Genomic DNA, 26848 nt, shown 5'->3' with positions numbered 1-26848 from the left:
GACAAAAACATATCGCCACCGAATAACCGTATCGACAATCCGTCCAAGTATGTTCTCACGAATCCACTCAAACCGTTTTTCAAAAGCAACTCTGAACCGTGTCGGCGCTTTCGTAATATGCGACAACGAATGGTTAAGATGGTTTGGAAGAATGCAGAAAGCCTCGATAATACTCACCGACAAAGTCATGATCAAAACAGCGGGCATTACCCATAGCACTTTACCGATACGCCCTTCGATAAGCAAAGCCACGGCACCAAAGATACATAATGTAGTAATAAACGACGAAAGAACTCCGCGAGCAACTTCTCTAGTTCCATCCACGGCAGCTCGAAGCGCAGACTTACCCCGTGCAAGATGCGCTGCCACATTCTCAGCGATGACAATCGCATCATCCATGATCAAACCAAGAGCCAACAATAAACCAACCATAGTCAGCATATTAATAGACATACCAGTCATTTGCATGATCAAAAACGATCCCATGAAAGATACTGGCAACCCCATGGCAACCCAAAAGGACAACCTTATATTGAAAAACAGCCACATAACCATAAAAACAAGGAACAACCCTTGTATGCCATTGGAAATCAACATATCCAAACGGTCACGAACTATTTTGGTAATATTACGCGTAATTTCAAGGTTGATGCCAGATGGCATCTCAGCTCGCTCTTTATCCAAAAACATCTGAACAGCGTCCAGAACCTTTAGCGCATCCTTACCCTTATTTTTAGCGATGATCAGTTCACCGGCTCGCTGTCCATTAAACCATATTTTCTGTTCATCCTTCTCAAAACGATCAGTGATAGTTGCGATATCACCAAGGCGAAGCTCCGCCCCGGTCTTACCTGAAAAAACGACAAGATCTTCATATTCATGAACCTTTTTTCGCTCGTCAGCAAAACGAATAACAAAATCAGCATCAGCGGTTTCCAAAGTCCCTGCGGGTAAATCCAACGATTGGTTTCCGATGACAGAAGTAATATCGAATACGGACAAACCATACTGCATGATATTCTTCATAGGGATTTCCACTCGAATTTCATGGTCTGAAAATCCACCAATAGTTACTTCTGCTACGCCTGGCAGATTAAGGATTCGATCTTTGAGATCCTCACAATACAACTTGAGATGAGGCGTGGACATGGGGCCAGTTACAGCCAACGCCAAAACCATATCTGTTCGGTTGAGTCGTTTGATGATGGGATCTTCTACATCTGGCGGAAAGGTGTCGATGGCATCCACTTCCGTACGAATGTCTTCAGCGAATTCCTTGAGATCGCCACCTTCAACCATTTCTACCACCACGGTCGCCAACCCATCCTGAGCGGTTGAACGCACCTCTTCCACATTAGTCACACCATCAAGAGCATCTTCAATACGCTGACATATGGCCTCTTCCACATCTTCTGCTGTAGCACCGGGATAAACTGCGGTTATGGAAATCTCTGAAGGCGTAAAATCCGGAAAGGTCTCACGCACCATTTTAGGCAAAGCCAAAACTCCCATGCCGAGAAACAACAGCATAAGCAAATTTGCCGCAGTCGGATGTTCAGCAAAAAAATCAATGAATGAATTTCCTTTCCTCATTTTGCAGCCGTCCTTGCCAGAGCTTCATCTTCCATGCGCTTCTGTAACGTCTCATCAAGTTCAGGCCTAAGCCTCATTCCTTCAATAGCAGGAATCAGTTCCGAGACGACAACACGATCTCCAATGACTACACCACTTCGCAAAACCGCAATAGATGATTGCACAAAAGCGATGGTCACACGACGACGCTCAAGGCGCCCCTCTGCGTTTACGACATTCACATATCCTGCTTCCACGGCTGTACGAGGGACAACGACAAGTGGTTCTGTCGGCTTACCGAGCAATTCCACCTCGGCATACATATTTTTTATAAGAGGCGTGTTCTGCTCGCCCTGTGAATTTTGGATGCGATTATCCACTGAAACAAACACCCCGATAGTCCGTGTATCAGCATCCACAGCATCGGATATTCGCGTAACATGGCCGATCCACTCCATGGTTCGCTCCTGAGTGCGCACACGAATCATGGCATCAATACCGAGGAACTGCCGGAACTCTTCCATCTGGACTTGGGAACCGGGAATAGCCATCTTCCCTTGAGGCAAAAGATTTTTGAAGACATAAAGCGGCACCTGGACCAGAGCCTCGTTTTCACCGAGAGAATCAAGGGTTGCCACGACCTGATTCATTCCTACAGCCTGTCCCAACTCCACATTGGTTGCCGAAATCCGACAATTAAACGGCGTTCGAATGACGGTGTTATCTTCATCCAAACGCGCCCCAGCCGTCTTGGAACGAGCCGACGCCAACTGCGCCTTGAGCGAGGCTCGACTTGCCGGAATTCCATTGAGCGTCGATTGATAGTTTTGCACAACGTTTCGCTGTGAAAGATAGCTCTGCTCCTGAGCATCAAGCTCAGACTGAGAAATAACACCCTGATTTACAAGCTTTTTATTACGGTCAAGATCCTTGGCTGACAGCTTAAGTCGCCCTTGCTCCACTTCCAATTGCCGACGCGTATCCTGTTCTGATTGATCCAGCTTGCGCAGCTCTGCCTGCACTCGTTCAACCTCTGCTTCGGATTGCTCCCTAATATAACCTGAGGCAGCAGGATCAATACGCATGAGTATTTCGCCTTTGGCAAGAACAGCCCCCCTCTCAAACTCAGGGTGCACCTCGACGACTTTGCCGGGAACTTCAGCTACAGCATCCCAAACTTGACCAGGTTGTATATATCCATATCCAATAGCACGCGGCACTACGGGCATAGCCTCAGCTTCAACAACCCGAACCGACGTTACCCGTTCCTCCAGTGATTTCTTCACCGGTTGTTGCTTTGTCTTGACCAATATCACGAAAAACAGAATCCCCAGCCCGACAACAGGAATAATAAGCAACTTTTTCCAATACGGACACTTTTCCTTGAAACGAGCTATCATGAAGTCTCCAAATATTTTTGCGGATCATCAAGTCTCAAACCGTGGCAAACAATTTCCGCAATGGTTTGCTTCATTCTACCAATCCTTTCAGGGGTAAAATCATCCCAATCTAATCTTCTGAACAACAAATTCCTGGTCAATGCATTACCGATGACCGTGCCAAACAATACGTGAGTCTTCAAAATGACACGCTCACTTTCAGGGGGATTACCTTCAATAATCCCAACCAACTGGCATAACAGTTTATGCATTTTCCCGATCAAGCCTTCATAAATGATTTCGAACCCGGCCCCAGGCGTTGAATACTCCCTTAAAATGAAACGGGACCGATCACTCAAATCTTCTGACAATATGACATTATCCATAAAACCAAAGAAGAAATTCATCAAAAGGTGTTCAGCGTCTGCTTTGAGAAGCCCACCGCTCTTCACCTTGAGCTCAATCATTTCAATTTCATCCTTCATTTGATCTCGACCGCGCTTAACGACATACGCGGCTACCGCCAGATATAATCCTGCCTTGCCTCCAAAGTGATACGGTATGGCGGCCTGATTGACTCCCGCCAACTGGGCAAGTTCTCGCGTTCGAGTGCCTTTAAAGCCATTCAAGCCAAACAAATGCATACCTGCTTGAAGAAGTTGAAATTGGGTTCTTTCCGGTGATATCTTTTGTTTTTTCATTTGCGTACCTTTCCATTCATTTGAATTAATCAAATGAATAAATTACTCTTACTACAGAGTCAATCGCTTTTGGCAAAGAAAAGGTTACATGCTATTCGTGCAATTCCGTTGAAAACGGCAGAAATGATCAAGCCAATCCTCCCGAACACCCGTAGTCTGCTCGCATGGAAAACACGATGAAGGACACCACCAGAAACTTATATTTCGAACGAATGCATACGGTGTTACAACATATTCAGGCCAATCTTGACGAAGAGATGACGCTTGAATCACTTGCCGCCATGACCTTTTTTTCTCCGATACATTTTCATCGGATTTTCAAAGGAATGTTCAGCGAGACCGTTGTTGAACATATTCGTCGAATCCGTATGGAAAGAGCGGCCACCAGACTGGCACTGGGGACTTCCTCGGTGACGGACGCTTCTTTCGACGCAGGATATGAAACCGTGGAGTCCTTCAGCCGGGCATTCAAAAAAAAGTTTGATTGTCCTCCATCCAAGTATCAGGAAAAACATTGGAAAATTTTGTACGCAAAACTTTCCGGCTCTGTACACTACCTCCCTGAATCAGTGCGCGACGGGTTGGTTGTTGCAAACCAAAAGGAGACAGACATGGAAGTTAAAATTGAAAAAGTGAAACCAATGCGGGTTGCCTTTGTCAGACACGTTGGACCGTACATCGAATGCGACAAAGCATGGAAAACTCTTTGCACATGGGCAGAAAAAAGAGGCCTTTTCGCGAACATGCCAAAATTCATTGGCATCTGCTACGATGATCCGCAGGTCACTCCCGAGGATAAAATTCGCTACGACGCTTGCTTCACCATTAACGACGATGTTGAAGCAACCGGTGAAATAGGCTCTCAAATCCTGTCGGGTGGAGAATACGCCGTCACCACACACAAAGGGCCATACGCAGGGCTTGAACAAACCTATGGAAAACTCATGGGCGAATGGTTGCCTAAAAGTGGACGAGAATTCAGGGAAGAACCCAGCTTTGAAGTCTATCTCAATTCACCGAATCACACGCAACCAGATGAGTTACTGACAGACATCTACCTCCCCCTCAAATAAAACAAAGGCCCGGTGCAATTGCACCGGGCCTTCCATTAAAATTATTATATAGTAATTATTGAAACCTAAAAATCAAGACTCTTGGGAGTCCTGGGGAACGGCATGACATCACGGATGTTGGAAACACCCGTCACCAGCATAAGCATACGCTCGAAGCCCATACCAAATCCGGCATGTGGAGCAGTACCGTACTTACGGGAATCAAGATACCACCAGTAGTCTTCCTTATCGAGTCCCATTTCGTCCATACGGGCTACCAACACATCCAGACGTTCTTCACGCTGACTGCCGCCAATAAGCTCACCGATACGCGGCACCAGACAATCCATGGCCGCCACGGTCTTATCGTCGTCATTCATACGCATGTAAAACGGTTTGATGGTCTTGGGATAATCGTAAACATAAACGGGCCTCTTGAACTTCTCTTCACACAGGAAGCGTTCGTGCTCGGTCTGAAGATCCATACCCCACTCAACCGGATATTCGAACTCTTTCTTGGTCTTCTTGAGAATATCGATGGCCTCGGTGTAGGGCAACCGTTTGAATGGTTCTTTCAAAATGTTTTCCAATGTAGGCATAAGCCCCTTGTCCACCCACTTGGCGAACAACTCTACATCTTCGGCGCAATTATCAAGCATATGAGTAATCAGATACTTGATCATGTCCTCGCCCAAATCCATGTCGTCAGACAAATCGGAAAAAACAATTTCCGGTTCGATCATCCAAAATTCGGCCACGTGACGCGGCGTATTGGAATTTTCGGCACGAAAGGTCGGACCAAAGGTATATACATCCCCTAGAGACAGAGAAAACATTTCTGCGGACAACTGACCTGACACGGTCAATTGGGACGGTTTCCCAAAAAAGTCCTCTTCAGGAGGCAACTGGGACCCGGCTTCCAAGCTGGTTACACGGAACATCTCTCCCGCGCCCTCACAATCAGAACCGGTGATGATCGGTGTATGGATGTAAAAAAAATCTTTTTCCGCGAAATACTTGTGAACAGCCTGAGCCAATGCTGAACGCATACGAAACATAGCACTATATTTATTGGTCCGAGGCCGCAAATGGGCAATGGAACGCAAAAATTCGTCGGAATGACGTTTTTTTTGCAAAGGGAACGTCTCCTGATCAGCCTCGCCAATCACCTCAAGAGCCTTACCTCGCACTTCCCACCTCTGCCCTTTGCCAGGAGATTCGACAAGTTCACCAGTAATAGCAACGGATGCACCCGTTCCCACTCTGGTCAAAGCTTCCTCGATCTCTGGGGTATGATCCACAATAGCCTGGATAGTGGACAGACAGGAACCATCATTAAGCGCCACAAAAGAAAAGCCCTTGTTGTCACGCTTGGAACGAACCCAGCCCTTGATGGTAATTTCGTCCATCGGAGCCGTGGCGTTCAATGCGTCTTTTATCTTGGTCCGTTTCATATGATATATCCTCTCGATAATTTTTCCCTGTACCTAGCTTCTCACACGAAGAATGGCAACATCCCGTAGCATCATATCATCTATTGCAACCGGAAGTCAGGTAGGCTATTAACTACGCCCTAACAACAACGACACCAAATCATGAGGTCCTCATGGGATTTTTCAGCAAACTGAAAAAAGCTTGGTCAAGCCCGGAAGATGCGGCGCAACAGGCTCTTGACGAATACAAAAAAGAAAAGGGCATAGAAATCGAGGAGCATACTGCTCCCGAACCAGAAACCCCTGCTCAAACTGTGGCCGAAGCTTCTACTCCCACGCAGGAAACCGATGCCGCCCCCACACCGAGCGAAGACTGGCAGGCAGGCCTGACGCTGTCTTTACGACAGGCAGACCCCAAACTCTCCCAATGGCTGAATATTATAGTTGAAGGCGTGGACGAGAAAGGCCAGAACCTTTGGGATCGTCTTGCTTTTCTGTTTAAAGCATTGGGTGCACCTGACGCCGAAGCCAAAGACTTCATCACCAAATTCGACGCATGGCTCAACGAAATGGGTTATGTTGTCGTTGCCGAATTCAAATCCGAATTACAATACAGACTGACTCTGGCCTTGGACCTGGAAGATGAGGAAGACGAACGCGATCGTCTGTTCCTCAAATTATCCGAAGGCATATCCAAAACCCGTGAGCAGATCACCAAACGTATCGACAATCTGCTCTCCACCCACTCCTCCCTGAACGACGAATTCTGGGAAGAATTTGAGGAAATCCTCATCATGGCAGATGTGGGCATGGAAGCGGCCAACCAGCTCATGGACAACCTCAAGGCTCGTGCCCGTAAAGCCGGGACCGACAACCCGGATGACTTCAAGAATATCTTGCGCGATGAGTTGGAAGACATTTTCAAGGTTCCGCCCCGTATCGAAGCCGTGAATCCCCCCGAAGTCCTCATGATGGTAGGTGTCAACGGTGTAGGCAAAACAACGACCATTGCAAAACTGGCCCACCGTGCTCAGATGCAGGGCCGCAAAGTGCTTATTGCCGCAGGTGACACTTTCCGGGCAGCCGCTATCGAACAGCTTGAAGTCTGGGCCACACGCATTGGCGCGGGGTTCTTTGCGAAGACCGAAGGCTCAGACCCGGCAGCTGTGGCTTTCGAAGCCATGGACAAGGCTATCAGCGAAGGGTATGACCTGCTGCTGCTCGACACGGCAGGCAGGTTGCACACCAAAACCAACCTGATGGAAGAATTAACCAAAATCCAGCGAGTCGTCGGCAAGAAGCATGAAGGTGCTCCTCACCGCAACGTGCTGGTCATCGATGCCACCACCGGGCAAAACGCCCTGTCTCAGACCAAACTGTTCAATGAGGCTGTTGGCGTAGACGAAATAATCCTGACCAAGCTGGACGGCACAGCCAAAGGCGGTGTAGTGGTGGCAGTGACTCTGCAAAACAAACTGCCGATAACCTACGTCGGCCTGGGCGAAAAGATGGAAGATCTTCGCCCGTTCAATGGCAAGGATTTTGCCAAGGCACTTCTTACATAACCTTTTTAAAGAACGGTAATCATCGTGTCCGAAGAATTCAAAGAGCGTAACGGCGTGGAAGAAGGCGAAGAAAGTTTCGCCGAACTGTTTGAGCAGTACAGCGAAGGCGGCGGCGACAACCTGAACATTGGCGACAAGGTCTCAGGTAAAGTCATCCAGGTCGGTGAAAGCACGATTTTCGTGGACACCGGCACCAAGCTGGACGGTATCGTCGAAAAAGCAGAAATGCTGGACGAAGAAGACAACTGCACAGTAACCGACGGCGACACCGTAGAACTCTACGTGGTCGGCAAGGACTCCGGCGGCATCAAACTGTCTCGCGCCATCTCGGGCATCGGCGGCCTGGCCATGCTTGAAGAAGCAAGGAACAGCAACCTGCCCGTTGAAGGCAAAGTGGAATCAACCTGCAAGGGCGGCTTCAATGTCACTCTAATGCAACGTCGCGCATTCTGTCCGGTCAGTCAGATTGACAGCCGCTATGTGGAAGATCCCGAGGAATACGTAGACAAAACTTTTGAGTTCCTCGTTACCAAACTGGAACAAAACGGCCGCAACATAGTGGTCTCTCGCCGTTCCTTGCTGGAACGCGATGCTGCCGAAGCTGCCGAAACCTTTGTTTCCGAAACAAACGTCGGCGACGAAGTGGAAGGTACCATCACCCGCTTGGCTGCTTTCGGCGCATTCGTAGAAATCATGCCCGGTCTGGAAGGTCTGGTACACATTTCCCAGATTTCCTACGGCCGTATCGGCCATCCCGAGGAAGCCGTCACTGTAGGCCAGAAGGTCAAAGCCAAAATCATCCGTATCGAACACGATGACAAGGGCCGCCTCAAGATCTCCCTGTCCATGAAGGAATTAGCTCAGGACCCTTGGGACACCCTTTCCGCCACCTTTACGGAAGGCGACAAGGTCACTGGCAAAGTTGTCCGTTTGGCTGACTTCGGCGCATTTGTCGAGATAGCTCCCGGCGTGGACGGCTTGGTGCATGTCTCCGAAATGAGCTACACCAAACGTATAAACAAACCAGCCGACTTCGTGTCTGAAGGCCAATTGGTCTCAGTCAAAATCAAATCCATTGATCTTGAAAAACGCCGCATAAGCCTGTCCATGAAGGACGCCGAAGGTGATCCGTGGCTCGACGTGGCTGAAAAATACCAGCCCGGCCAGAAAGTCGAAGGAACTGTGGAAAAGCAGGAACAATTCGGCATCTTCATCCAGCTTGAGCCCGGCATTACCGGCCTGTTGCCCAAGTCAATCATAGCCCGTTCCGAGAAACCGGCAGCCTTCGAAAAACTGCACGCTGGCGACACAGTTGAAATCATCATCGGTGAAGTCAAGGCGAATGACCGCAGGATTTCCCTGACCACTGGTGACGTACAGGACGACGGTGATTGGAAACAGTTTGCTCCCAAGAAGCAAAAGCCTTCCGAAGCCTCTGGCGGTATGGGCCTGCTCGGCGACAAGTTGCAGGCAGCCTTCAACAAAAAGAAATAAAGCACACCAAATATAAAACCCCGGCAATCAAATGATTACCGGGGTTTTTTGGGTTTATCCGGTTCAAACATACTTTCATTCTGTAAAATATGCTTCAGTCTGGAGTCCCAAATAAAGCCCTCTGCACATGGTGCAGAGGGCTTATCTTATCGTATAAAAAGAGTTGCCAACTATACATCACCCAGCGAGGTAGACACGGCCTGGATTACAGATCCACTTGTGTTGTAAGTGGGAGTCGCTTCTGTTGCGACAAGCTTACTCGCAAGAGAAGGATCAGCCATGACTTGCCGCTCCAGCTTTGCTTTTTTGATATTCTTCATCTCATTCGCGTTCGATTCTGCTTGGCTGTTCTGCTGCTCCGCCACCCTCTGCTCAGCGCCTTGCTGCTTGGGCAGTTCAATCGCTTGACTGATTCCACTGATGTCCATGCAATCCTCCTTGGATTTCTTTTTCGTTCGAGTATGTCTTATCGGCACAGGTCCTGAAAATCTTTAGGGAGTGATACAACTATTCTAATGAACCGCAATCAAACAGGAGAGACACTTATAATTTCGCCACAAGACCTCTTTTCTCAAAAGTACACTTGCGCCGGACAAACTTTTTTTGATGTCTATAACTCAATTTATTTCGAATCAGGACCGAACAAATCTTTCTCTGAAGAAATTTCAGGCAGTGCCATTGATTGTATCATCATGTCCACCGACACCGGTGCCGACATTTGTTCAAGGTCAGGGAGCATTGTTTCCAATTCAAATTCTGGCCCGTCAGAAGATTCAGCGGAAACCTCATTTGCCTTCACCTTCTCCATAACGACTATTTCTTCATTTCCCAGGGTTTCTTTCAGCGTATTCAGAAAGTCTTCGCCCATCTTATCGTAACGATCAGTAAACTGGCTGATGGATTCCATCTCATTCAGTTCTTTCTGTTCGTCCAAAACCCGCTCATGATACGCTTTCGTATTGAAACTCATGGCAAAAGGAGCTGACGGATTGTACTGATCCATGAGGTCATCACCTGTAATATGATCTCTCATAAATGAGATGGCGGCTCCCAAAACACTTTCCCCATTTTCCGAATACTTGTTGCGCCCGGCGTTCTTCAACTTGCCCCGCGTATGATCTACGGCTTGGTCAAAAAGCGTATCCACCGTAGCCTCAAATTCATCCGTTTCCGAAATAGGTGGATTCTCTTTTTCCACGGACTTTCTGACAAAGCCAAGTACGTCTCCCAAGGTCCGCTCGAATTCCACCCCCGAAATGATATTCTGGGCCTCGCCCTTGAGTTTCATTTTATAGTTGAATTGCTCATCAAGAGAATGCCAAAAAGCACCATCCGCGGTTTCCATGACCATCGCCAATTCATCGCTGATTTTTTCGCTCCCGGCACTGAAGAATTGCTCTACTGTCTTTCGAGCGGTTTTATAGTCCTGATTCTCAATGGCTTCATCAAGAGTCTTGAGGAAACTATTGACCTTTTCATCGGTAAAACCCGCCACCGACTTCAAATCCTTTGAATCAAGCATAGCGGTCACACCATCAGACAAACTCTGCAACGCGGTTTTCTCGGCCGTGTTCACAAAGCCAACAACAGAATCCCAGGAAAGATTGTTCATCACCCATATTTCTTCAACAGACTTCTCCGTTGCAACCTCATCACCTTTTGACGCTTCAAATGACTGAGAGGTGAGAACAGGGGACATGACTGAATAGTCACTTGAAATAGCGGACATAGAGTACTTCCTATTTCAAGACTATATCGGACAACGAATCAAAATCTTTAGAATGCACGAACGAATATTCACACTTTCCTACAAACCGACATCCCCCCATGGACACGGTGAATATACAGAGAATCCGGGCAACTCAAGACGTTCATGATGAAGATGTAACAGATCCACATCATCACCGTTCCCATACAAGGGATCACCGATAATAGGATGACCGACACTCGCCAGATGCGCCCGAATCTGATGTCGAGCCCCTTTCATGATCAAACAACGCACCATTGTCGTATTCTTTTCATGGTCATGAGAAATAACTGTAACATCAGTCCAACGGTGAGGATCATCAGAATCCTCAACCAATGCACGCGTCGTCTTTCGGTCATCCGTATCCAATGCACTCCGTACGGAAACAACGCCATCAAGCCGCCCGTGGACCTCGGCACAATAATATTTTCTAATATACCCGTTATCTTCCAGTTCATGGTATTCGTTGACGGCATCCTTGGTCAAAGCGACCAACAAAAGCCCTGAAGTCAAATAATCAAGCCTATTCAACAAAATGGCATCATCACCAGAACACAATTCCGGCAACACGCTTTCGGCACAGGGGGTCTCACGTCCCGCAATGGCTGCGGAATGGATACCCCCGGGTTTAAAGACAGCGGCAAACGCCTCATTCTGATCAACCACGTAGACTCCCAGTTCCTTTCCAGACATGGTGTCACTCCTTCCAAGAATTTCTACATGCTGTCCTACACGCACTTTGTATCCGGGCTTTCGTTTTTTCCCGTCAACCAGCACGCGACCATCGTCGCATAACCGCCGCCGAAAACGAAGCCCTTCGCCTGTCACTACAAGCTCAAGAACCTTGTCCAGCCGCAATCCATCCGACTCATCACCGATAATATATTCTTTCTGACTATCCATTCTGGCAGCATACCCTTGAACATGGACAACTCGCAAGGATTTCCAATGCGTTGACGCAGAATACAATTAATCCTAAAACAATCCATCAACTGGAATTCACGCAAAAACAAGGAACGCTCATGGCATACGAAGTACTCTGGATATCGGCCAAGGAAATCGACCAACTCGGCATTACCATGTTGGAAGTCATGAACGCGGTTGAAACGGGTTTCGCAGCCATTGGACGCGGAGAAGGTGAAATGCCCGCAAAAATCGGCATTCACTCCCGTGAAGATTGCTTCATCCACGCCATGCCCTGCTACCTTGGTGGTGATATCGACCGCGCCGGAGTCAAATGTGTATCCGGCTATCCGCCCAACCCAGCCAAGGGCCACCCGTATATCACCGGCATAATGCTTCTGAACGATCCCGACACAGGTATTCCCGTAGCGGTCATGGATGCGGCATGGGTGACGGCATGGAGAACAGGCGCCGCTTCCGGTGTCTATGCTCGACACTTCGGCAATCCTGACACGACATCAGTCACTATCGTCGGAACAGGCGTTCAAGGACGCGTGAACCTACTGGCCATGATGGAAGCCTTTCCCAAACTCAATAAAGTACGTTGTTTCGATATCTTCGAGTCATCCATAGAAAAATTCATCACTGACATGCAGCCCCAACTGCCCGAGGCAACATTCGTAACTTGCACAGACCTCGAAACTGCGGTGAGAGACGCTGATGTACTTATCACCTGCACGCCAATAGTTGAAACCCCTGAACGGTCCATACCTCAATCATGGGTCAAGGAAGACTGTCTTGTCATTGCCGTGGATTATGATTCCGCCATCCATGAAGACATTTTCAAAGATGCCAATTTCACCTGTGACAATCGGAACCAGTATGTTTGGACGCAGGAGCAAGGCACCTATTTCCAAAACGGCTACCCGCTTCCGGCTGATATCAATGCCGACATGGGCGAAATCTGCGCCGGAATAAAACAAGGTGTACGGGAAGGAAAACGCGGAGCCGTACTCATGGGCATTGCCAGCCATGACATCATGACCGCATCCCTCATTTATGACAGGGCTACAACCGCCGGACTTGGCACCAAGGTTGAGCTGTAGAATGACCGGATTTCTCTATGTTCTGGCCGCCGCCTTTATGTGGGGGCTTATTGGAGTCTTTACTCAATACATTCTCGCCGAAGGCATCAGCGCGTTGGAAATAGCATTCTGGCGCGCCGCCCTTGCCTGGATTATGTTCCTTATACACGCCAGCGTCGCAAAACAGGTCAAAGTCCATCGGACAGACCTGCCTGCCCTGTTCGGCTTCGGCTTCATCTGCGTAACACTGTTTTACGGCTCATACCAACTCGCCATCCGCGATGTAGGTATCGGCCTCGCTGCAGTACTGCTCTACACAGCTCCGGCCTGGGTTGCTCTTCTCTCATGGCTCGTACTCAAAGAAGCCATGACCAAAACAAAGATGACGTGTGTAGTCATGACCATACTCGGCGTTTCATGCATCAGTCTCGGCCCACAGTTGCTCAACGGAGCTGCCTTCAATCTCAATTTGTTTGGTCTGATCGCTGGATTAGTTTCCGGCCTCACCTATGCGCTGTATTACATCTTCGGGAAAAAGTTCCTATATAGATACCCTACGCCGACCATATTCGTTTACGCCCTGCCCTTCGGGGCCTTGCTACTCCTGCCTTTCGTCAACTTTGCTGACAAAAGCCCTCAGGCGTGGATGCTCCTCGCAGGCCTTGCACTGGTCACATCTTACGGTGCATTCTCTGTTTATTATGAAGGACTGAAACGACTGGACGCCACCCATGCTTCGGTCATCGCCACCTTTGAACCCGTGGTTGCAGCCATTTTCGCTTATACACTGTTCGGCGAACAATTCTCCATCTTCGGTTACATAGGCAGTTCCCTGATTCTGGTCGCCGTTTTTCTGGTGGTTTTGTCAGGTATACGAACCAGCCGCACAACCGGAGACGAGGTATAAATCATGTCACTCCTCAAACAGGTCAAAGCATCTGCCGGTTCCGGCAAAACTTATCAGCTCACCCGTCGATTCCTGACATTACTCGACGCATCAAGTGACACGGCCCAGCCTTTTGTCTGCACAGGCAAAAAGGCGCACGGTTTCACTTGGCCCGAAATAATGGCCGTGACCTTTACCAACAAAGCCGCTGCCGAAATGAAAGAACGGGTAGTTAAAGGACTGAAATCAAGCGCACTCGACCTCGGGGAAGACAGACATGCCTGTTCACCGGGAACAGCACGCATAACGCTGAATGCAATTCTGCGCCGTTATCATCGGCTAAACATCCGCACCATCGATTCATTACTCGCCCTGCTCCTCAGACTTTTTGCCCTTGAATTCGGGATCAGACCGGATTTCGAAATTGTCTTTGATGAACAGGAACTCTTTGACGCCATCTATGATCATTTCGTGGACATATGCCAAATAGACGGCCCGGAATATGAACTGCTCTCTGATGCGATGACCACACTTATCCGCACCGAAGGCCGCAGTGGATTTTGGGTACAGGATGCTGTCAGGAGTCGTATCAAAGAACTAACCGATCATCTACGGTCAATTCCCGAGCCTCTGCTCACCGATCAAGCGACCATAAAAGACCTTCTTACTACCGAATTCGCCGCCTTCAAACAGTCGATCAACGACATGACCGTGTATTTGAACAACACGGGCCTGCCAGCCAACAAGAATTTTCTCAAATTTCTCGCCAAATGCGATGCTCTTGAGCTTTTCGATCCACCACAGGATTCCAAACTGATTCACAAGGAGACTTTTACGGATTGCGTTCTGGCCAAAGGCAAACCCATGGTCGATGATCAGGCCGAAGCGCACTATGCCTATCTGCAAAAAATATGGACCAAATACCGTGCCAACCACGCGATGTTGTCAGGCGCATACTTTTTGGCCCCTGCCATTGAAATCGCCGAGAGGCTAACCAATGGTCTCAACGAATTACAAAAACAGCGCGGTATGATTCTCGGCTCCAGTCTGGCCGGTCACGTCAACCGCCTGCTTTCCGGTGAAGCGGGTGTTTCCGAGGCATATTGCCGTCTCGGTTGCAGGCTGCACCACCTACTCGTAGACGAATTTCAGGACACAAGCCGTGACCAATGGCAGGCTATCACCCCGCTCACTCAAGAGTGTCTCGCCAAAGGCGGAAGTCTGTATTTTGTAGGAGATGTCAAACAGGCCATCTACGGCTGGCGGGGCGGAGACTCAACTCTGTTCGACGAAGTCATGACCCAACCCGACATAGCTCCCATTGCCAGTGAAACCTCGGCAGATACCTTACCCGACAATTGGCGCAGTTTTAGAAACGTGGTGGAATTCAACAACCTATTCTTCCGCAATCTGGAAACCATGGACCAAACCGGCGAATTGGCGGACACACTGTTTCAAGACGCAGACGAATCATTCAAGGCACAATTTTCCATGGACCTGACCCGCAGCTTTGCTGATTGCGCCCAATCCCTGCCCTCCAAAACAGCAGAGACACAGGGCTACGTTCGCATGACACAACTTGCGGGTAGTAAGAACAGTGAAGTCGAAGAAAACACCCTTGAAGCACTTGATGCGCTCATGGACGACCTGACCGCCCGTCGTAATTTCAAGGATATCGGTATACTGGTCCGTTCACACGGACACGCTGCGCTTGTCTGTGACCTGTTAGTACAAAAGAATATCCCGGTGATCACGGAAAATTCCCTACAACTGGACCGACACCCTGTGGTACGGCAGTTGGCCGGATTGCTCGGTTTTCTCGATTATCCACGTGACGACCTCGCCTTCCTGACCTTTATAGGCGGAAGCGAACTTTTTCAGGCAGAGGTCGAACTGGACAGTGACGAGCTGCTCAACTGGCTCATCATCCCCAAAAAGAAACCACTCGGTGTTCAATTCCGCGAGGACTATCCTGAACTTTGGCGACGATTCATCGAACCGTTCTATAACCAGTCCGGGTTGATGACACCCTATGACCTAACCCGCGAGGCCATCCGTATCTTTCGTGTATTGGAACGACACCCTGAATCCGAACTCTACGTCCGCCGCTTCCTTGAAGTTGTCCATCTGGCCGAAGAAAACGGCTATGGTTCGCTAACCGCATTTCTTGAATATTGGAATGACAAATCAGGCGAGGAAAAAGTTCCTCTTCCCGAAAATATCGACGCCGTGCGCATCATGACCATCCACAAATCAAAAGGGTTAGAATTCCCGGTCGTCATTGTTCCGTTCCATCACTGGTCGGTCAAACCAGATCAAGATTTTTCCATTCAATCGTTCGAAAAACATCAGTTGCTTGTCCCCATGAAAAAAGGACTTGGTCAGCCGTATCATGAGAGCCTTGGCCGTGCTGTCCGAGAACAGCTCAATCTGTTGTACGTAGCTTGGACCAGATCCCGTGAGGAACTCTATGGATTCTTTGCGGAAAAGCCTGCAACATCACCGGCATTGGCGACCATGAATCTTTTTCTTGATCTCGATGATGACGGGACTTTCGAGTACGGCGTGACTCCAACGGAAACACGTCCTTCCGAACCCCAAAAACCAATTTTGCCCTGTGAACTTCCTCGGTCAGACACGGAAAGCCGACTCATGGAATGGCTCCCCAGACTGCGCGTCTACCGCCATAATCTGGACGATTATTTCTTCAATGAACGCATGCGTGGCGAAGTAGCCCATCGAGTTCTGGAACATCTGACTGTGACCGACAACGATAGGGCGGACACGGAACGAGCCATGCGTCTGGCAACCGAAGATTTCCCGGAAATCGGCACACTCCCGGAAACGGAACAAACGACCCTGACCGAGGAACTCCGAGCCATGACACTCTGGGCCTTATCAGATGAACGGTTCAAACACTGGCTCAAACACGGTCTGCGTGAGCCGGAAATCATGGATGCCAACAGTAAATTCAAACGAATTGACCTGCTCTACCTCGGCGACGAAACAGTGATTGTAGATTTCAAGACAGGTCAGCCCACACCGAAAAACCATAAACAGGTCCGAGAATATATGGACATTCTTTCATCAATGCCTGACATCCCTGAACCTCAAGGATTTCTCGTCTATCTTGATCTCAAGAAAATCGTTGAAGTCGAGGTGGAGGCATAATGCGACACATTACCCTCATCCCATGGCATGTAGATTTCATGCCTGCTGTGACCGAATTACTGATTGAACGCGGCGACCTGCGTAATACAATCGTACTTTTCCCACACAACAGACCTCGCCGACACGTCAAAGCGTTACTTGCTGACCACCCAGCCTTACCGCGCCCCATGTTCATGCCGCACATGACATCTATCGCGGACTTCGTGACTGGCCTGCATCGCACATTGGCTTCGACTCCGCCCATCCACGCCAACCAGCTTGATCTTGTGGAAACGCTGCGCGCCGTAGTCAATGATCTGAGAACGACCGAAGGCTCCCTCCTGTCTCAATTGCCAAAACTGGACCATGAACAATTCCTCCCTTGGGGCATGCGTCTAGTCAAGCTCATGGACGACCTCATGCGTCAGGAAATCGAACCAGATGATCTTGGCTACATGGAAGGCGAAGTTTCAGCCTATGCCGCGGGCCTGTTGGAACAACTCAGCGCCATTCACGCCGAGTACACCACCCGACTGATGGCAAAAGGTTGGACCACCTCAGGCTTGGACGCACGTTTTATCACCGAAAACCCGGACAGGATTCTTGATGCAGTACAAGGAAAACACATCATTGCCGCTGGGTTCTATGCACTAAGTGGTGCCGAAGACACTTTTTTCAAGCGACTGTGGGAAGCGGACATTCTACATCCGATAATCCATGGTGATCCAGCTCTGGCTTTACGGGAAACACCCCACTGGGCTGCTGCCGAGCATTCGGCATGGCTGACACGATGGCACACCACCGCCATCATCCCCTCGGATTTCGATACAGCGGCCACAACACCGAAGATCCATTTCTGTGAAGGATATGACCGCCATTCTCAATTGGCAGGCCTGACAGATGACATGGACGCAGCCGCCACATTGGACGAAACCGCAGTAATCCTGCCCGACGAAGGCGCATTACTTCCAGTCCTGCACGGCTTGCCGGATGTGGAACCCAACATTTCCATGGGATATCCACTAGAACGGACTTCACTGGCCCGATTGGTAGAAACTCTGCTGACCTTGCAGGAAAACAGACGCGAGGATGGGCGGTACTATTGGAAAGACCTGATCGCCCTTATTCGACATCCCTACCTGCGCCTGCTCGGCCCCGAAGAGAAGCCGTTGCGAAGGATTTTCCATTTGTGGGAATCCACCATGCGCCAAGGTGAAAAATATCTCGACCCCATGGAATGGGAGCCTCCGTATGGAGACGAAACTCTCTCGGATGTCGACAAAAAGATCGCTGAACCTTTGCGTCTGGAAATACTTAATCACTGCCTGACTGACTTCGAACCAGTGGAAAGTCTGGCTGACCTCGGCGATGCACTGGCCGGACTGGCCGCACTCCTGCATTCCCATGGAGAAAGGCTCTGGCATACCTATCTCATGGACGCCGAATGTCTGTTTCGATTGACGAACTCGGTCATTCCGCAACTAAAAAGCGCAGAAGCAAGCACCATCCCATTCAGCCGAACGACACGTCACGCATTCTTGCGACGCATGATTTCCCTTGAACGTGTCTCCTTTGAGCCGGACCCGCTCGCAGGACTACAAGTCCTCGGTGTCTTGGAAACACGCTTGTTGCACTTCAAACGACTCTACATTCTCGACGCAGTGGAAGAACGTCTTCCCGGCACCAATCCCTATGATCCGCTTTTACCGGACCCGCTCAGAAAGCTGCTCGGTCTGCCTGATTCGCGAGAACGAGACAATGTCTCCGGTTATAACTTTTACCGTCTGCTCATGGGAGCCGACGAAGCCGTTATCTATTATCAAAGTGGAATCCAACCCGGTCTGCTGGATTCCAAATCCGTACGCAGTCGGTTTGTGGAACAATTGCTCTGGGAGCAGGAAAAAAAGAACAAACACCTTGTGGAAACCGGAGATGACCTCATCAAAGCCGTGACGTTTCCCACCAGTTCAATCCCCGGTGCTCCAGCCGCCATTCCGGTGACAGACACTATCCATGACGCTCTGGTCGAAAAGCTCTGCTCCAAAGGGCTCTCGCCCTCACGATTGGACCAGTACATGACTTGTCCAAAACGATTCTTTTATAGCTACCTCAGCAACATGCGCCCTCTGGACACCGTTAATGAAGACGGCGACCGCAGCGAATTCGGCTCCATGATTCATGAGGTACTCAAAGAATTTTTCACTCCGTACATGAACGTTCTCACTGAATTATCCAAACTTGATCCGACACCACTCATTGCGGAATTTGATAACGTCTTCAATTCCCACGACCTCTTTTCCCGCTTGCCGCTGGACACCCGCATGGCATTGAAGAAAACAGGCCGATTCAGGCTGACGGAATTCCTGACTTCACAGAGAACAGCTACGTTGCTCGGATTGGAAAAATCACTCTCAACGACTGTTGAACTGGATGGACTGACCATCCCGCTGGCAGGACAAATCGACCGCATAGAACAACGCGAAGAAGATATCGTCATCCTCGACTACAAAACAGGACAAGGCCACCTGCCAAAAAAGAAAATGTGGGAAGATATGGAGCTTTGGGATCGCATACAGACATTCGGCCCTAACGTGGTGGATGTATCACTCCTGCCGGATATGACAACAGCTATTCGCAGTGTTCAAATGCCCGCCTATCTCCATCTGTATGCTCAATGCGAACGGCAAACGCCACACGACGCAGGATTGATAATGCTTGCTTCGGATGGCAAAGAACAACTTTTATTCGGCCCCAAATGGACTGAAGAAGAACGTGAAGAAAGTGTAAATGAACAGATTCCTGCATTGATTCACACTTTGATCAGACATATGCTTCTGGCGACACACTTCACCCCCAATCCAGGAACAGCCTGTACATGGTGCGACTTCAAAGGGCCATGCGGTAAATAGGACAAACCAAGGATTAACGGCATGCAATACAGCGAAGGAACCATTGGTCGCGTGTTCACCCTGCGACTGGAAGAGGATGAACGTGTCCCTAACTGCATCGAACAATTTGCAAAAGAACACGACATCAAAACAGCCATGTGTACCATGATTGGCGGCATTGACGGCGGCAACATCGTAGTCGGCCCCAAAGACGGTGATGCATCGATCATTGATCCCATATTATACCCCATCAGTGACGCACATGAAGTAGCTGCGCTCGGGACGCTCTTTCCCGATGAGGACGGAAAACCCGTTCTGCACATGCATGCAGCTCTTGGCCGTGACGGCAAAACTCACACCGGCTGCATCCGGCCCGGCCTTGACGTCTGGCTGGTCGGCGAAGTGATTATCATGGAAATCCTGAACACGGATATGCTGCGCAAAAAAGAACCCAAGAGCGGTCTGGCTCTGCTCGCCAAGAAATAATCATGTTCTCAGCACATACTGTCATCTGCGGAGCGGGCATACTCGGCCTAACTATAGCCCGCGAACTCATCAAGGCCGGCTTCGATGACATCATCATTTTTGACAAGGAACCGGCCCCCGGCATGCACGCCTCAGGTCGTAACAGTGGCGTACTCCATGCCGGCATCTATTATGATCCCGGCACATTAAAGGCGCAGATGTGTCTGGAAGGCAACCGTCGCATGCAAGCTTATTGCGAAGAAAACGGCCTACCTCTCTTCAAATCCGGCAAAGTCATTGTTGCCCGAACAGAAACCGAATTGGACACACTGGACGAACTGGAGCGACGCGCCACAGCCAACGGCTGCACTGTCGAAATGATCGACAAGACGCAACTAGCCGAACTGGAACCCAATGCGAAAACAGTTGAGCGCGCTCTGCACTCCCCCTTCACCGCTGTTGTGGACTCCAAAAAAATCCTCACTGCCATGCATCATGAACTTGATACAAGCGGCAAGGTACGATTCTTTTTCAACACCCGCTTCCTTGATAAAGGATACGACAGCGTTCTGACCTCGGAAGGCCCAATCAAATATTCCCTCTTCATCAACGCTGCGGGGGCTTACAGTGACAGGGTTGCTCACGCATTCGGTGTCGCCCCAAATTATCGCCTGCTCCCGTTCAAAGGCATCTACCACAAGCTAAAAAAGCCAGCCGCCGACCAAATTAATGGTTCCATATACCCAGTGCCCAACATCAAAAACCCATTCCTTGGCATACACTTTACCCGAAGCGTCCATGGTGATGTCTATGTCGGCCCAACAGCCATACCCGCTTTCGGACGTGAAAACTACGGTATCCTCAAAGGACTAGATGCAGAATTCCTCTCCATTCTCTTTCAGGACCTGAACCTGTTTATGGGGAACGAAAAATTCCGTCAGGTGGCCATGGAAGAACCTCGTAAATATTTCTTTAAATATTTCTTCAATGATACGGCCAAACTGGTCAAACACATCTCACCCGATGATTTCATTTCCACATCCAAAATGGGAATACGCCCACAATTAGTGAATACAGATACCTGTGAACTGGTCATGGATTTTGTCATTAAACGCCACAATAACACGATACATATTCTCAACTCAATTTCACCAGCTTTTACAAGTTCCATGTATTTCGCTGAGTTGACAGTTAAAGATCATGTTGAAGGAATATATTAGTCGATTCAAACATCAGTTTGTCTTGACTTGATTTGCATTATCAAGCACACGAGCGTATCTTCAGAAAAATATGAGGTAACCCCAATGAAACTTCCGAATCTTACTTTCGGTGACCTGACTGCCAAGCTCCCCATCATTCAGGGCGGCATGGGTGTCGGCATATCCCTTTCCGGCTTGGCAAGCGCCGTTGCCAATGAAGGCGGCGTTGGCGTCATAGCCACATCCATGATCGGCATGCGTGATCCTAAACGTGCCACGGACCCTGTAGCGGCCGACCATCAAGGACTTATTGATGAAATCCGCAAAGCTCGCGCCAAAATGACCGATGGTCTGCTCGGCGTGAACATCATGTGCGCACTGACCAACTACGGTGACATGGTCCGCACTTCCATCCGCGAAAAAGTGGATGTTATCATCTCCGGCGCAGGACTCCCTCTGGACCTGCCGGGCTATCTTCGCGAAATGTCCGAAGAGATGAAGGACGACATGCGCACCAAACTGGTCCCTATCGTTTCCTCTGGCCGTGCGGCTTCCATTCTGTGCCGCAAATGGCTGAACAGGTTTGATTACCTGCCCGACGGTTTTGTGGTTGAAGGACCCAAGGCCGGCGGCCACCTCGGCTTCAAGGCTGAACAGATCGACGATCCGAAGTTCCAGCTTGAAAACATCGTTTCTGATGTCGTGAATGTCGTAGATCCATACAAAGAATCTCACCACAAAAACATTCCTGTTATCGCTGCAGGCGGAGTGTATACCGGCGAAGATATCGCCAAATACCTTGAAATGGGTGCATCAGGCGTCCAGATGGGTACCCGTTTTGTGGCAACAGAAGAATGCGATGCAGATGAAGCCTTTAAGCAGGCATACATCAACGCAAAGAAAGAAGACGTAACCATCATCAAAAGCCCTGTTGGCATGCCAGGTCGTGCACTTAAAAACAGTTTCCTCGACGCCGTATCCAGTGGGTTGAAAAAACCCAAGAAATGCGTGCACAAATGCCTGCACTCGTGCGCCGAAGAAAAATCCCCGTACTGCATCGCCCAAGCGCTGGTAAATGCTTACAAAGGCAAGCTCAAACACGGTTTTGTCTTTGCCGGCGCCAACGCCTACCTAGTAGACAAGATCGTTACCGTGAAAGAACTCATGAACAGTCTCAAGGAAGAAGCAGAAAGAAAATATGAGGAAGCGGAAAAAAAATTCCGTTCATAACAAAAACTCACAAAACATTAAAAAAGGCGAGACCATTTGGTCTCGCCTTTTTTAATACGCCTATTTCTGCCGATTATTCAAACCGACGGGCCGTGATAACGGAAACCGGATCCACCGGAACATCGTCAAAACCCTGATAGCTCTTGGTCTTCGCCTTGCTGATCTTAACAGCTACATCCATGCCATCGATCACCTCACCAAACACGCAATAACCGAAAATTTCATCATCATCGCCCGTATGGTCGAGATCAGCATTGTCTAAAACATTTATATAAAACTGACTAGTCGCACTATGCGGTTCGGGCAAACGGCCCATGGCCACTGCCCCTTCGACGTTCTTCAGTCCGTTGGTTGCCTCGTTCTCGATGGGGTCACGAGTCTCCTTTTCTTCCATGGAAAAGGTCAGACCACCAGTCTGAATCATGAATCCCTTGATGACACGATGGAACAGAGTTCCATCATAAAACTCGTCATCCACGTACTGCAAGAAATTCTCAACGGTCTTGGGGGCCTTGTCCGGGAAAAGCTCAATAAGTATTTCGCCTTCCGGGGTTTCCAGAAGAACCATGGGATTTTCCATTATCTACTCCGTATCGTTGTTTTTTTTCTTAGTCTCATTCACACCCGCTCTCGGATGCGCAGAATCGTATACCTGCATGATGTGCTGCATGTCCAGATGTGTGTACCGTTGAGTCGTGGTCAGATTTTCATGTCCCAAAAGCTCCTGAACACTACGAAGATCTGCCCCGGCTTCAAGCATATGAGTAGCGAAACTATGCCGCAACATGTGCGGATGAACATCCTTGGGCAGGCCTGCCAGCTTACCAAGCTTGGCAATAACCCGATTGGCCTGCCGCCGGTCCAGCCGTTTTCCTGCACGCACACTCAAAAACAATGCCTGCTCGGAATAATCGTCCTTTATAAAGGCATGTCGCTGTTCCATATATCGACGAATACGCTTGATCGCGGCATCGGACAAAGGGACAATCCGTTCCTTATTCCCCTTACCCACCACTCGAATGACATCCGAATCCACGTCATTCATATCCAGCCCAATAGCCTCACTGATACGCAAACCGGAACCATAAAGCACTTCCGCCAAAGCTATATCCCGCAGACCTTCCGGGTCAGGCTCAACAGCCGCCTCCATCATGGATACGGCCTGATCCACATTGAGTAATTGTGGATGCCGTTTTTCCTGCTTGGGATTGCGGATGCCCGCCATGGGGTCCTTGACGATCTGTTTATGCCGTAAAAGATATTTGAAATAGGCACGCAGGCTCGACAACTTCCGCCCCATGGACGCTTTGGAAAGTTGACGTCGATGCAACTCTGCCAAAAAACCACGCACATGATCGCGAGTCACCCGCTCCGGCTTCTCCAACGTACGTTTTTTTGTCTTGAGGTGAACTTGAAATTGTTCAAGATCGGTCCCATATGATCGGATCGTGGCATTGGAATATCCCTTCTCCACGGCGAGAAAGGCGAGAAACCCCTGAACGATTTCGCCTTGTTGATTACGCTTTTCGTTGGTCGATGACATAGCTACTCTTGGGATCTTCCTTGGCCTTTTTCTTCAAATCCATAGCAATAGACGAAACTTCACCGTAATGCTGAATCCGCCCATCCGTATTAACAACCACAGCCAAAGAAATAGCCATCAACGGGAAAACCTTGGTATTCCCTTCTCGATCCACCGAGGTAATATTCCCCCGCTGCCGATCTTCAGGATCATAAAAATGCGGAACAATATCGTCAAAGGCCGCGATGATGCGCTTACACGCTCCTTCCACCTTATCTGGCGGCAGGATAAATACAAAGTCGTCGCCACCAACGTGCCCCACGAAACTTTGCACGCCCTGATAACTACGGATTGTATTCACAATAAGCCGAGCCGACATCATCAGGATCTCATCACCCCGTGCGAATCCATACTTATCATTGTATGACTTAAAATAATCAAGGTCACAATAGGCCAAAGCAAACTCTTCACCATTGTCGATCAACCGCTGAATCCGTTGGATAATCGAGGTATTCCCCGGCAACTTGGACAGCGGGTTTGCATCAAGAGCGCGCATAGCCCGACACAAAGTCAAATTGATGCGATCGCGCACCTCGGACGGGTTAAACGGCCTGACAAGAAAATCGTCTACCTCAATAACATTCCAATTCCACGGTTCTTCAACATCGATAGGATCCACGCACACGACCACCGGCAACTGCCGATACACATTTTCACTTTTGACCAGATTAGCGATCTCTCGACCAGAAATGTCCGAAAGACGATTATCCACGACCAAAAGATCCGGCGGTTCGTTGAACAGATGCTCAATAGCCTTGCCGCCTTGATCGAAAACCGTAAATTCAAGCACTTCAGACGACCATAGTTTCTGCAACATTTCGGCAAGAGCTGTGTCGGGTGTCAGCAAAAAACCGGTCTGTTTGCGCTGAAAAAGAGATTTTTCAAGAGTTTGACTCATGGAGAGAGACTAGCAGAGCTTCACGAAATTATAAAGTGAGATCAGAAACTTCAAGGAGTTGGTCGGACATCTCGTCCATAACCTTATCAAGATCAGACATCTTGAACTTGAGTTCAATAAGCGCCTCAGGGCGTAGATAGGCTGTTTGGTCATCGCCAGAATTCCCAAACTCAAATAGCCTGACCAAAAAATCACCCAGATGCACCACGCAAGACATGGGTTTATAAAATTCAGCCAATTGTGGAGCATGGTGACGGCTCATGGCCTCACGAATATTCGGTGGCAAGCCCCAATGACGGGCAAGCCATGCGTTGATACGATCATGCCCGAATCCGAGAACATCCTTTTCGGCTTGAAAATACGTTATTTCCTTGGCCTGTACTGTATCAAGGATAGATGCATGCAAATCAGGAAGCTGAACGGCAGTCACTACCTTTCCAAGATCGTGCAGAAGTCCTGCCACGGCGTACTCTTCGGGATCTTCAAAACCAGCACGACGGGCAATAATATTACAGGCCGTTGCACATCCGAGACTATGCTCCCACAACCCCTTCATAGCCTGAACCATCATGTCAAAAACTGATGTGGAAATAATAATACCGCGCACCACATTGAATCCAAGCAGGACCAACGCATGTTGAATAGAACTTATTCGACCAGGAAAACCATAAATGGGTGAATTGACCATCTTCAAAACTTTGGCGGACAAAACCTGATCCGTAGAAATAACCTTGGCAATGGCCTCACTGGAGGCATCTGGGTCTTCCACAAGAGTCGTAACTTTGTTCAGAACATGTGGCAAAGTAGGCAAGTCCTTTACCTGAAGAATTTCACCGCGAATACTGGTTTTCAAATTTTCATCCATGCTCTAAACCTCGCTCTCATCGTTCTCAATCTCATCTTCATCAGAGGATTCGATATCCTTCATAGCCTGCATTTTCGCTTCCTGAGCCGCTGCCTTAATCTGAAAATACTGCCCCATGCGAACTTTAACACGAGTCATCCACTTATCCTCGGTATGGCTTCTAAACAAGACATCCAGACGTTCCAAACGCTCTGCCCACTTAGTACCAGCGCCAGCACCGCCCATATCCACGGGATGCCCCTGCACTGTAATACGCTCAATCTTCATATTTCCCAATCGAGAAATAAGACTGTCCGTCAATTCCATCCCCTCAGCCATTATAGTCATGCCCCCTTCTTTAAGGACAGGTTTAGCTAATTTCATGCCAGGGGCGGCGAGGTTAATCGGTATTTTCTGCATTATTTTCCCGGTTCAGAGCACGTATTTACACGAATAAATCAAGTCGAGTACAAATATTCAAGCCTGATATGTCATATCTTGTCAAAGAAAATCAGGCATCCCATTACCATAAAGGAAACCGCAGCAACTTTTTTGATAATATGCGGCGAGATGTATTGGCACACAAACTGAGCAAACATAACCCCCAGAAAGCTAACAAGGACCAAAGCGATAGACGAGCCGAGAAATACGGTCCACGGCTTCTGTGTCTTGGCGGTCATAAGCATGCAAGCGAGCTGCGTCTTGTCACCAAGTTCCGCAACAAATAATGTACCAAAGGTCGTGGCGAGCAGTTTCCAGTCCATACTATACCCAC

The 26848-nt window shown here is 49.0% G+C and carries 23 protein-coding genes (1 of these 23 cut by a window edge); 10 read left to right on the top strand and 13 right to left on the bottom strand.

Going from position 1 to position 26848, the window contains the following annotated elements; genetic code table 11:
* The 3 genes in view from SYK_RS01670 to SYK_RS01660 are tightly spaced (each overlapping or abutting the next) and all read right to left on the bottom strand, a layout consistent with a single transcriptional unit that may run on beyond the window.
* Positions 1–1593: the 5' portion of an efflux RND transporter permease subunit gene (locus tag SYK_RS01670; RefSeq protein ID WP_281761898.1), read on the bottom strand. It extends 1539 nt beyond the left edge of the window; only the first 1593 of its 3132 coding nucleotides appear in the window; its start codon is at positions 1591–1593; its stop codon lies beyond the left edge, outside the window.
* The gene (locus tag SYK_RS01665) at positions 1590–2972 is read right to left on the bottom strand and encodes an efflux RND transporter periplasmic adaptor subunit (protein ID WP_281761897.1); all 1383 of its coding nucleotides are present in this window, start codon (positions 2970–2972) and stop codon (positions 1590–1592) included. The genes SYK_RS01670 and SYK_RS01665 overlap by 4 nt, the downstream gene beginning before the upstream one ends.
* The gene (locus tag SYK_RS01660; RefSeq protein ID WP_281761896.1) at positions 2969–3652 is read right to left on the bottom strand and encodes a CerR family C-terminal domain-containing protein; all 684 of its coding nucleotides are present in this window, start codon (positions 3650–3652) and stop codon (positions 2969–2971) included. Before SYK_RS01660 ends, SYK_RS01665 begins: the two co-directional genes overlap by 4 nt.
* A 164-nt stretch (positions 3653–3816) precedes the next feature.
* Between SYK_RS01660 and SYK_RS01655 the strand changes: the two genes are divergently transcribed.
* On the top strand, positions 3817–4725 hold the full coding sequence (locus SYK_RS01655) for an AraC family transcriptional regulator (protein WP_281761895.1): 909 nt from the start codon (positions 3817–3819) through the stop codon (positions 4723–4725).
* A gap of 65 nt (positions 4726–4790) precedes the next feature.
* On the opposite strand, the gene asnS is transcribed toward SYK_RS01655, so the two are convergent.
* Complete coding sequence (gene asnS / locus SYK_RS01650) at positions 4791–6158, bottom strand: asparagine--tRNA ligase (protein ID WP_281761894.1); 1368 nt, start codon at positions 6156–6158, stop codon at positions 4791–4793.
* A gap of 152 nt (positions 6159–6310) precedes the next feature.
* Between asnS and ftsY the strand changes: the two genes are divergently transcribed.
* Positions 6311–7702 carry a signal recognition particle-docking protein FtsY gene (gene ftsY, locus SYK_RS01645; RefSeq protein WP_281761893.1) on the top strand — a complete coding sequence of 464 codons (1392 nt, stop codon included), beginning with the start codon at positions 6311–6313 and terminating at the stop codon, positions 7700–7702.
* Positions 7703–7726: 24 nt separating this feature from the next.
* Positions 7727–9196 carry a 30S ribosomal protein S1 gene (locus SYK_RS01640; RefSeq protein ID WP_281761892.1) on the top strand — a complete coding sequence of 490 codons (1470 nt, stop codon included), beginning with the start codon at positions 7727–7729 and terminating at the stop codon, positions 9194–9196.
* 170 nt (positions 9197–9366) lie between these two features.
* On the opposite strand, the gene SYK_RS01635 is transcribed toward SYK_RS01640, so the two are convergent.
* From SYK_RS01635 to SYK_RS01625, 3 genes are all read right to left on the bottom strand, one after another.
* Complete coding sequence (locus tag SYK_RS01635) at positions 9367–9624, bottom strand: hypothetical protein (RefSeq protein WP_281761891.1); 258 nt, start codon at positions 9622–9624, stop codon at positions 9367–9369.
* Positions 9625–9818: 194 nt separating this feature from the next.
* Complete coding sequence (locus SYK_RS01630; RefSeq protein ID WP_281761890.1) at positions 9819–10925, bottom strand: hypothetical protein; 1107 nt, start codon at positions 10923–10925, stop codon at positions 9819–9821.
* 78 nt (positions 10926–11003) lie between these two features.
* Positions 11004–11846 (bottom strand): pseudouridine synthase, encoded by an 843-nt coding sequence (locus tag SYK_RS01625; RefSeq protein WP_281761889.1) that lies wholly within the window; start codon positions 11844–11846, stop codon positions 11004–11006.
* Positions 11847–11965: 119 nt separating this feature from the next.
* Here SYK_RS01625 and SYK_RS01620 point away from each other — a divergent pair, with 119 nt between their 5' ends.
* From SYK_RS01620 to SYK_RS01590, 7 genes are all read left to right on the top strand, one after another.
* Complete coding sequence (locus SYK_RS01620; RefSeq protein ID WP_281761888.1) at positions 11966–12952, top strand: ornithine cyclodeaminase family protein; 987 nt, start codon at positions 11966–11968, stop codon at positions 12950–12952.
* A gap of 1 nt (position 12953) precedes the next feature.
* A complete protein-coding gene (locus tag SYK_RS01615; protein WP_281761887.1) occupies positions 12954–13838 on the top strand; it encodes a DMT family transporter in 885 nt (294 codons plus the stop codon).
* Between the two features lie 3 nt (positions 13839–13841).
* Positions 13842–16988, top strand: a complete 3147-nt coding sequence (locus SYK_RS01610; RefSeq protein ID WP_281761886.1) for a UvrD-helicase domain-containing protein — start codon at positions 13842–13844, stop codon at positions 16986–16988.
* On the top strand, positions 16988–19876 hold the full coding sequence (locus tag SYK_RS01605; RefSeq protein ID WP_281761885.1) for a PD-(D/E)XK nuclease family protein: 2889 nt from the start codon (positions 16988–16990) through the stop codon (positions 19874–19876). Before SYK_RS01610 ends, SYK_RS01605 begins: the two co-directional genes overlap by 1 nt.
* Positions 19877–19897: 21 nt before the next feature.
* A complete protein-coding gene (locus tag SYK_RS01600; RefSeq protein WP_281761884.1) occupies positions 19898–20341 on the top strand; it encodes a PPC domain-containing DNA-binding protein in 444 nt (147 codons plus the stop codon).
* Between the two features lie 2 nt (positions 20342–20343).
* Positions 20344–21540 (top strand): L-2-hydroxyglutarate oxidase, encoded by a 1197-nt coding sequence (lhgO, locus tag SYK_RS01595; protein ID WP_281761883.1) that lies wholly within the window; start codon positions 20344–20346, stop codon positions 21538–21540.
* 84 nt (positions 21541–21624) lie between these two features.
* On the top strand, positions 21625–22749 hold the full coding sequence (locus SYK_RS01590; RefSeq protein WP_281761882.1) for an NAD(P)H-dependent flavin oxidoreductase: 1125 nt from the start codon (positions 21625–21627) through the stop codon (positions 22747–22749).
* A gap of 73 nt (positions 22750–22822) precedes the next feature.
* On the opposite strand, the gene SYK_RS01585 is transcribed toward SYK_RS01590, so the two are convergent.
* From SYK_RS01585 to SYK_RS01560, 6 genes are all read right to left on the bottom strand, one after another.
* Positions 22823–23329 (bottom strand): peptidylprolyl isomerase, encoded by a 507-nt coding sequence (locus SYK_RS01585; protein ID WP_281761881.1) that lies wholly within the window; start codon positions 23327–23329, stop codon positions 22823–22825.
* A 3-nt stretch (positions 23330–23332) separates the two neighbouring features.
* Positions 23333–24292 carry a tyrosine recombinase XerC gene (gene xerC, locus SYK_RS01580; RefSeq protein ID WP_281761880.1) on the bottom strand — a complete coding sequence of 320 codons (960 nt, stop codon included), beginning with the start codon at positions 24290–24292 and terminating at the stop codon, positions 23333–23335.
* On the bottom strand, positions 24267–25229 hold the full coding sequence (locus tag SYK_RS01575; RefSeq protein ID WP_281761879.1) for a GGDEF domain-containing response regulator: 963 nt from the start codon (positions 25227–25229) through the stop codon (positions 24267–24269). Before SYK_RS01575 ends, xerC begins: the two co-directional genes overlap by 26 nt.
* 28 nt (positions 25230–25257) lie before the next feature.
* Positions 25258–26094: an HDOD domain-containing protein gene (locus SYK_RS01570; RefSeq protein WP_281761878.1), complete on the bottom strand. Its 837-nt coding sequence runs from the start codon at positions 26092–26094 to the stop codon at positions 25258–25260.
* Between the two features lie 3 nt (positions 26095–26097).
* Positions 26098–26457, bottom strand: coding sequence for a hypothetical protein (locus tag SYK_RS01565; RefSeq protein ID WP_281761877.1), 360 nt, complete (start codon positions 26455–26457; stop codon positions 26098–26100).
* Positions 26458–26564: 107 nt separating this feature from the next.
* Entirely contained in the window at positions 26565–26837 is a 273-nt protein-coding gene (locus tag SYK_RS01560) for a TMEM165/GDT1 family protein (RefSeq protein WP_281761876.1), read from the bottom strand.
* Positions 26838–26848 lie beyond the last annotated feature (11 nt).

The organism is Pseudodesulfovibrio nedwellii, assembly GCF_027923765.1.
GTDB lineage: Bacteria > Desulfobacterota > Desulfovibrionia > Desulfovibrionales > Desulfovibrionaceae > Pseudodesulfovibrio > Pseudodesulfovibrio nedwellii.
This window is presented reverse-complemented; position numbering and strand designations above follow the sequence as displayed.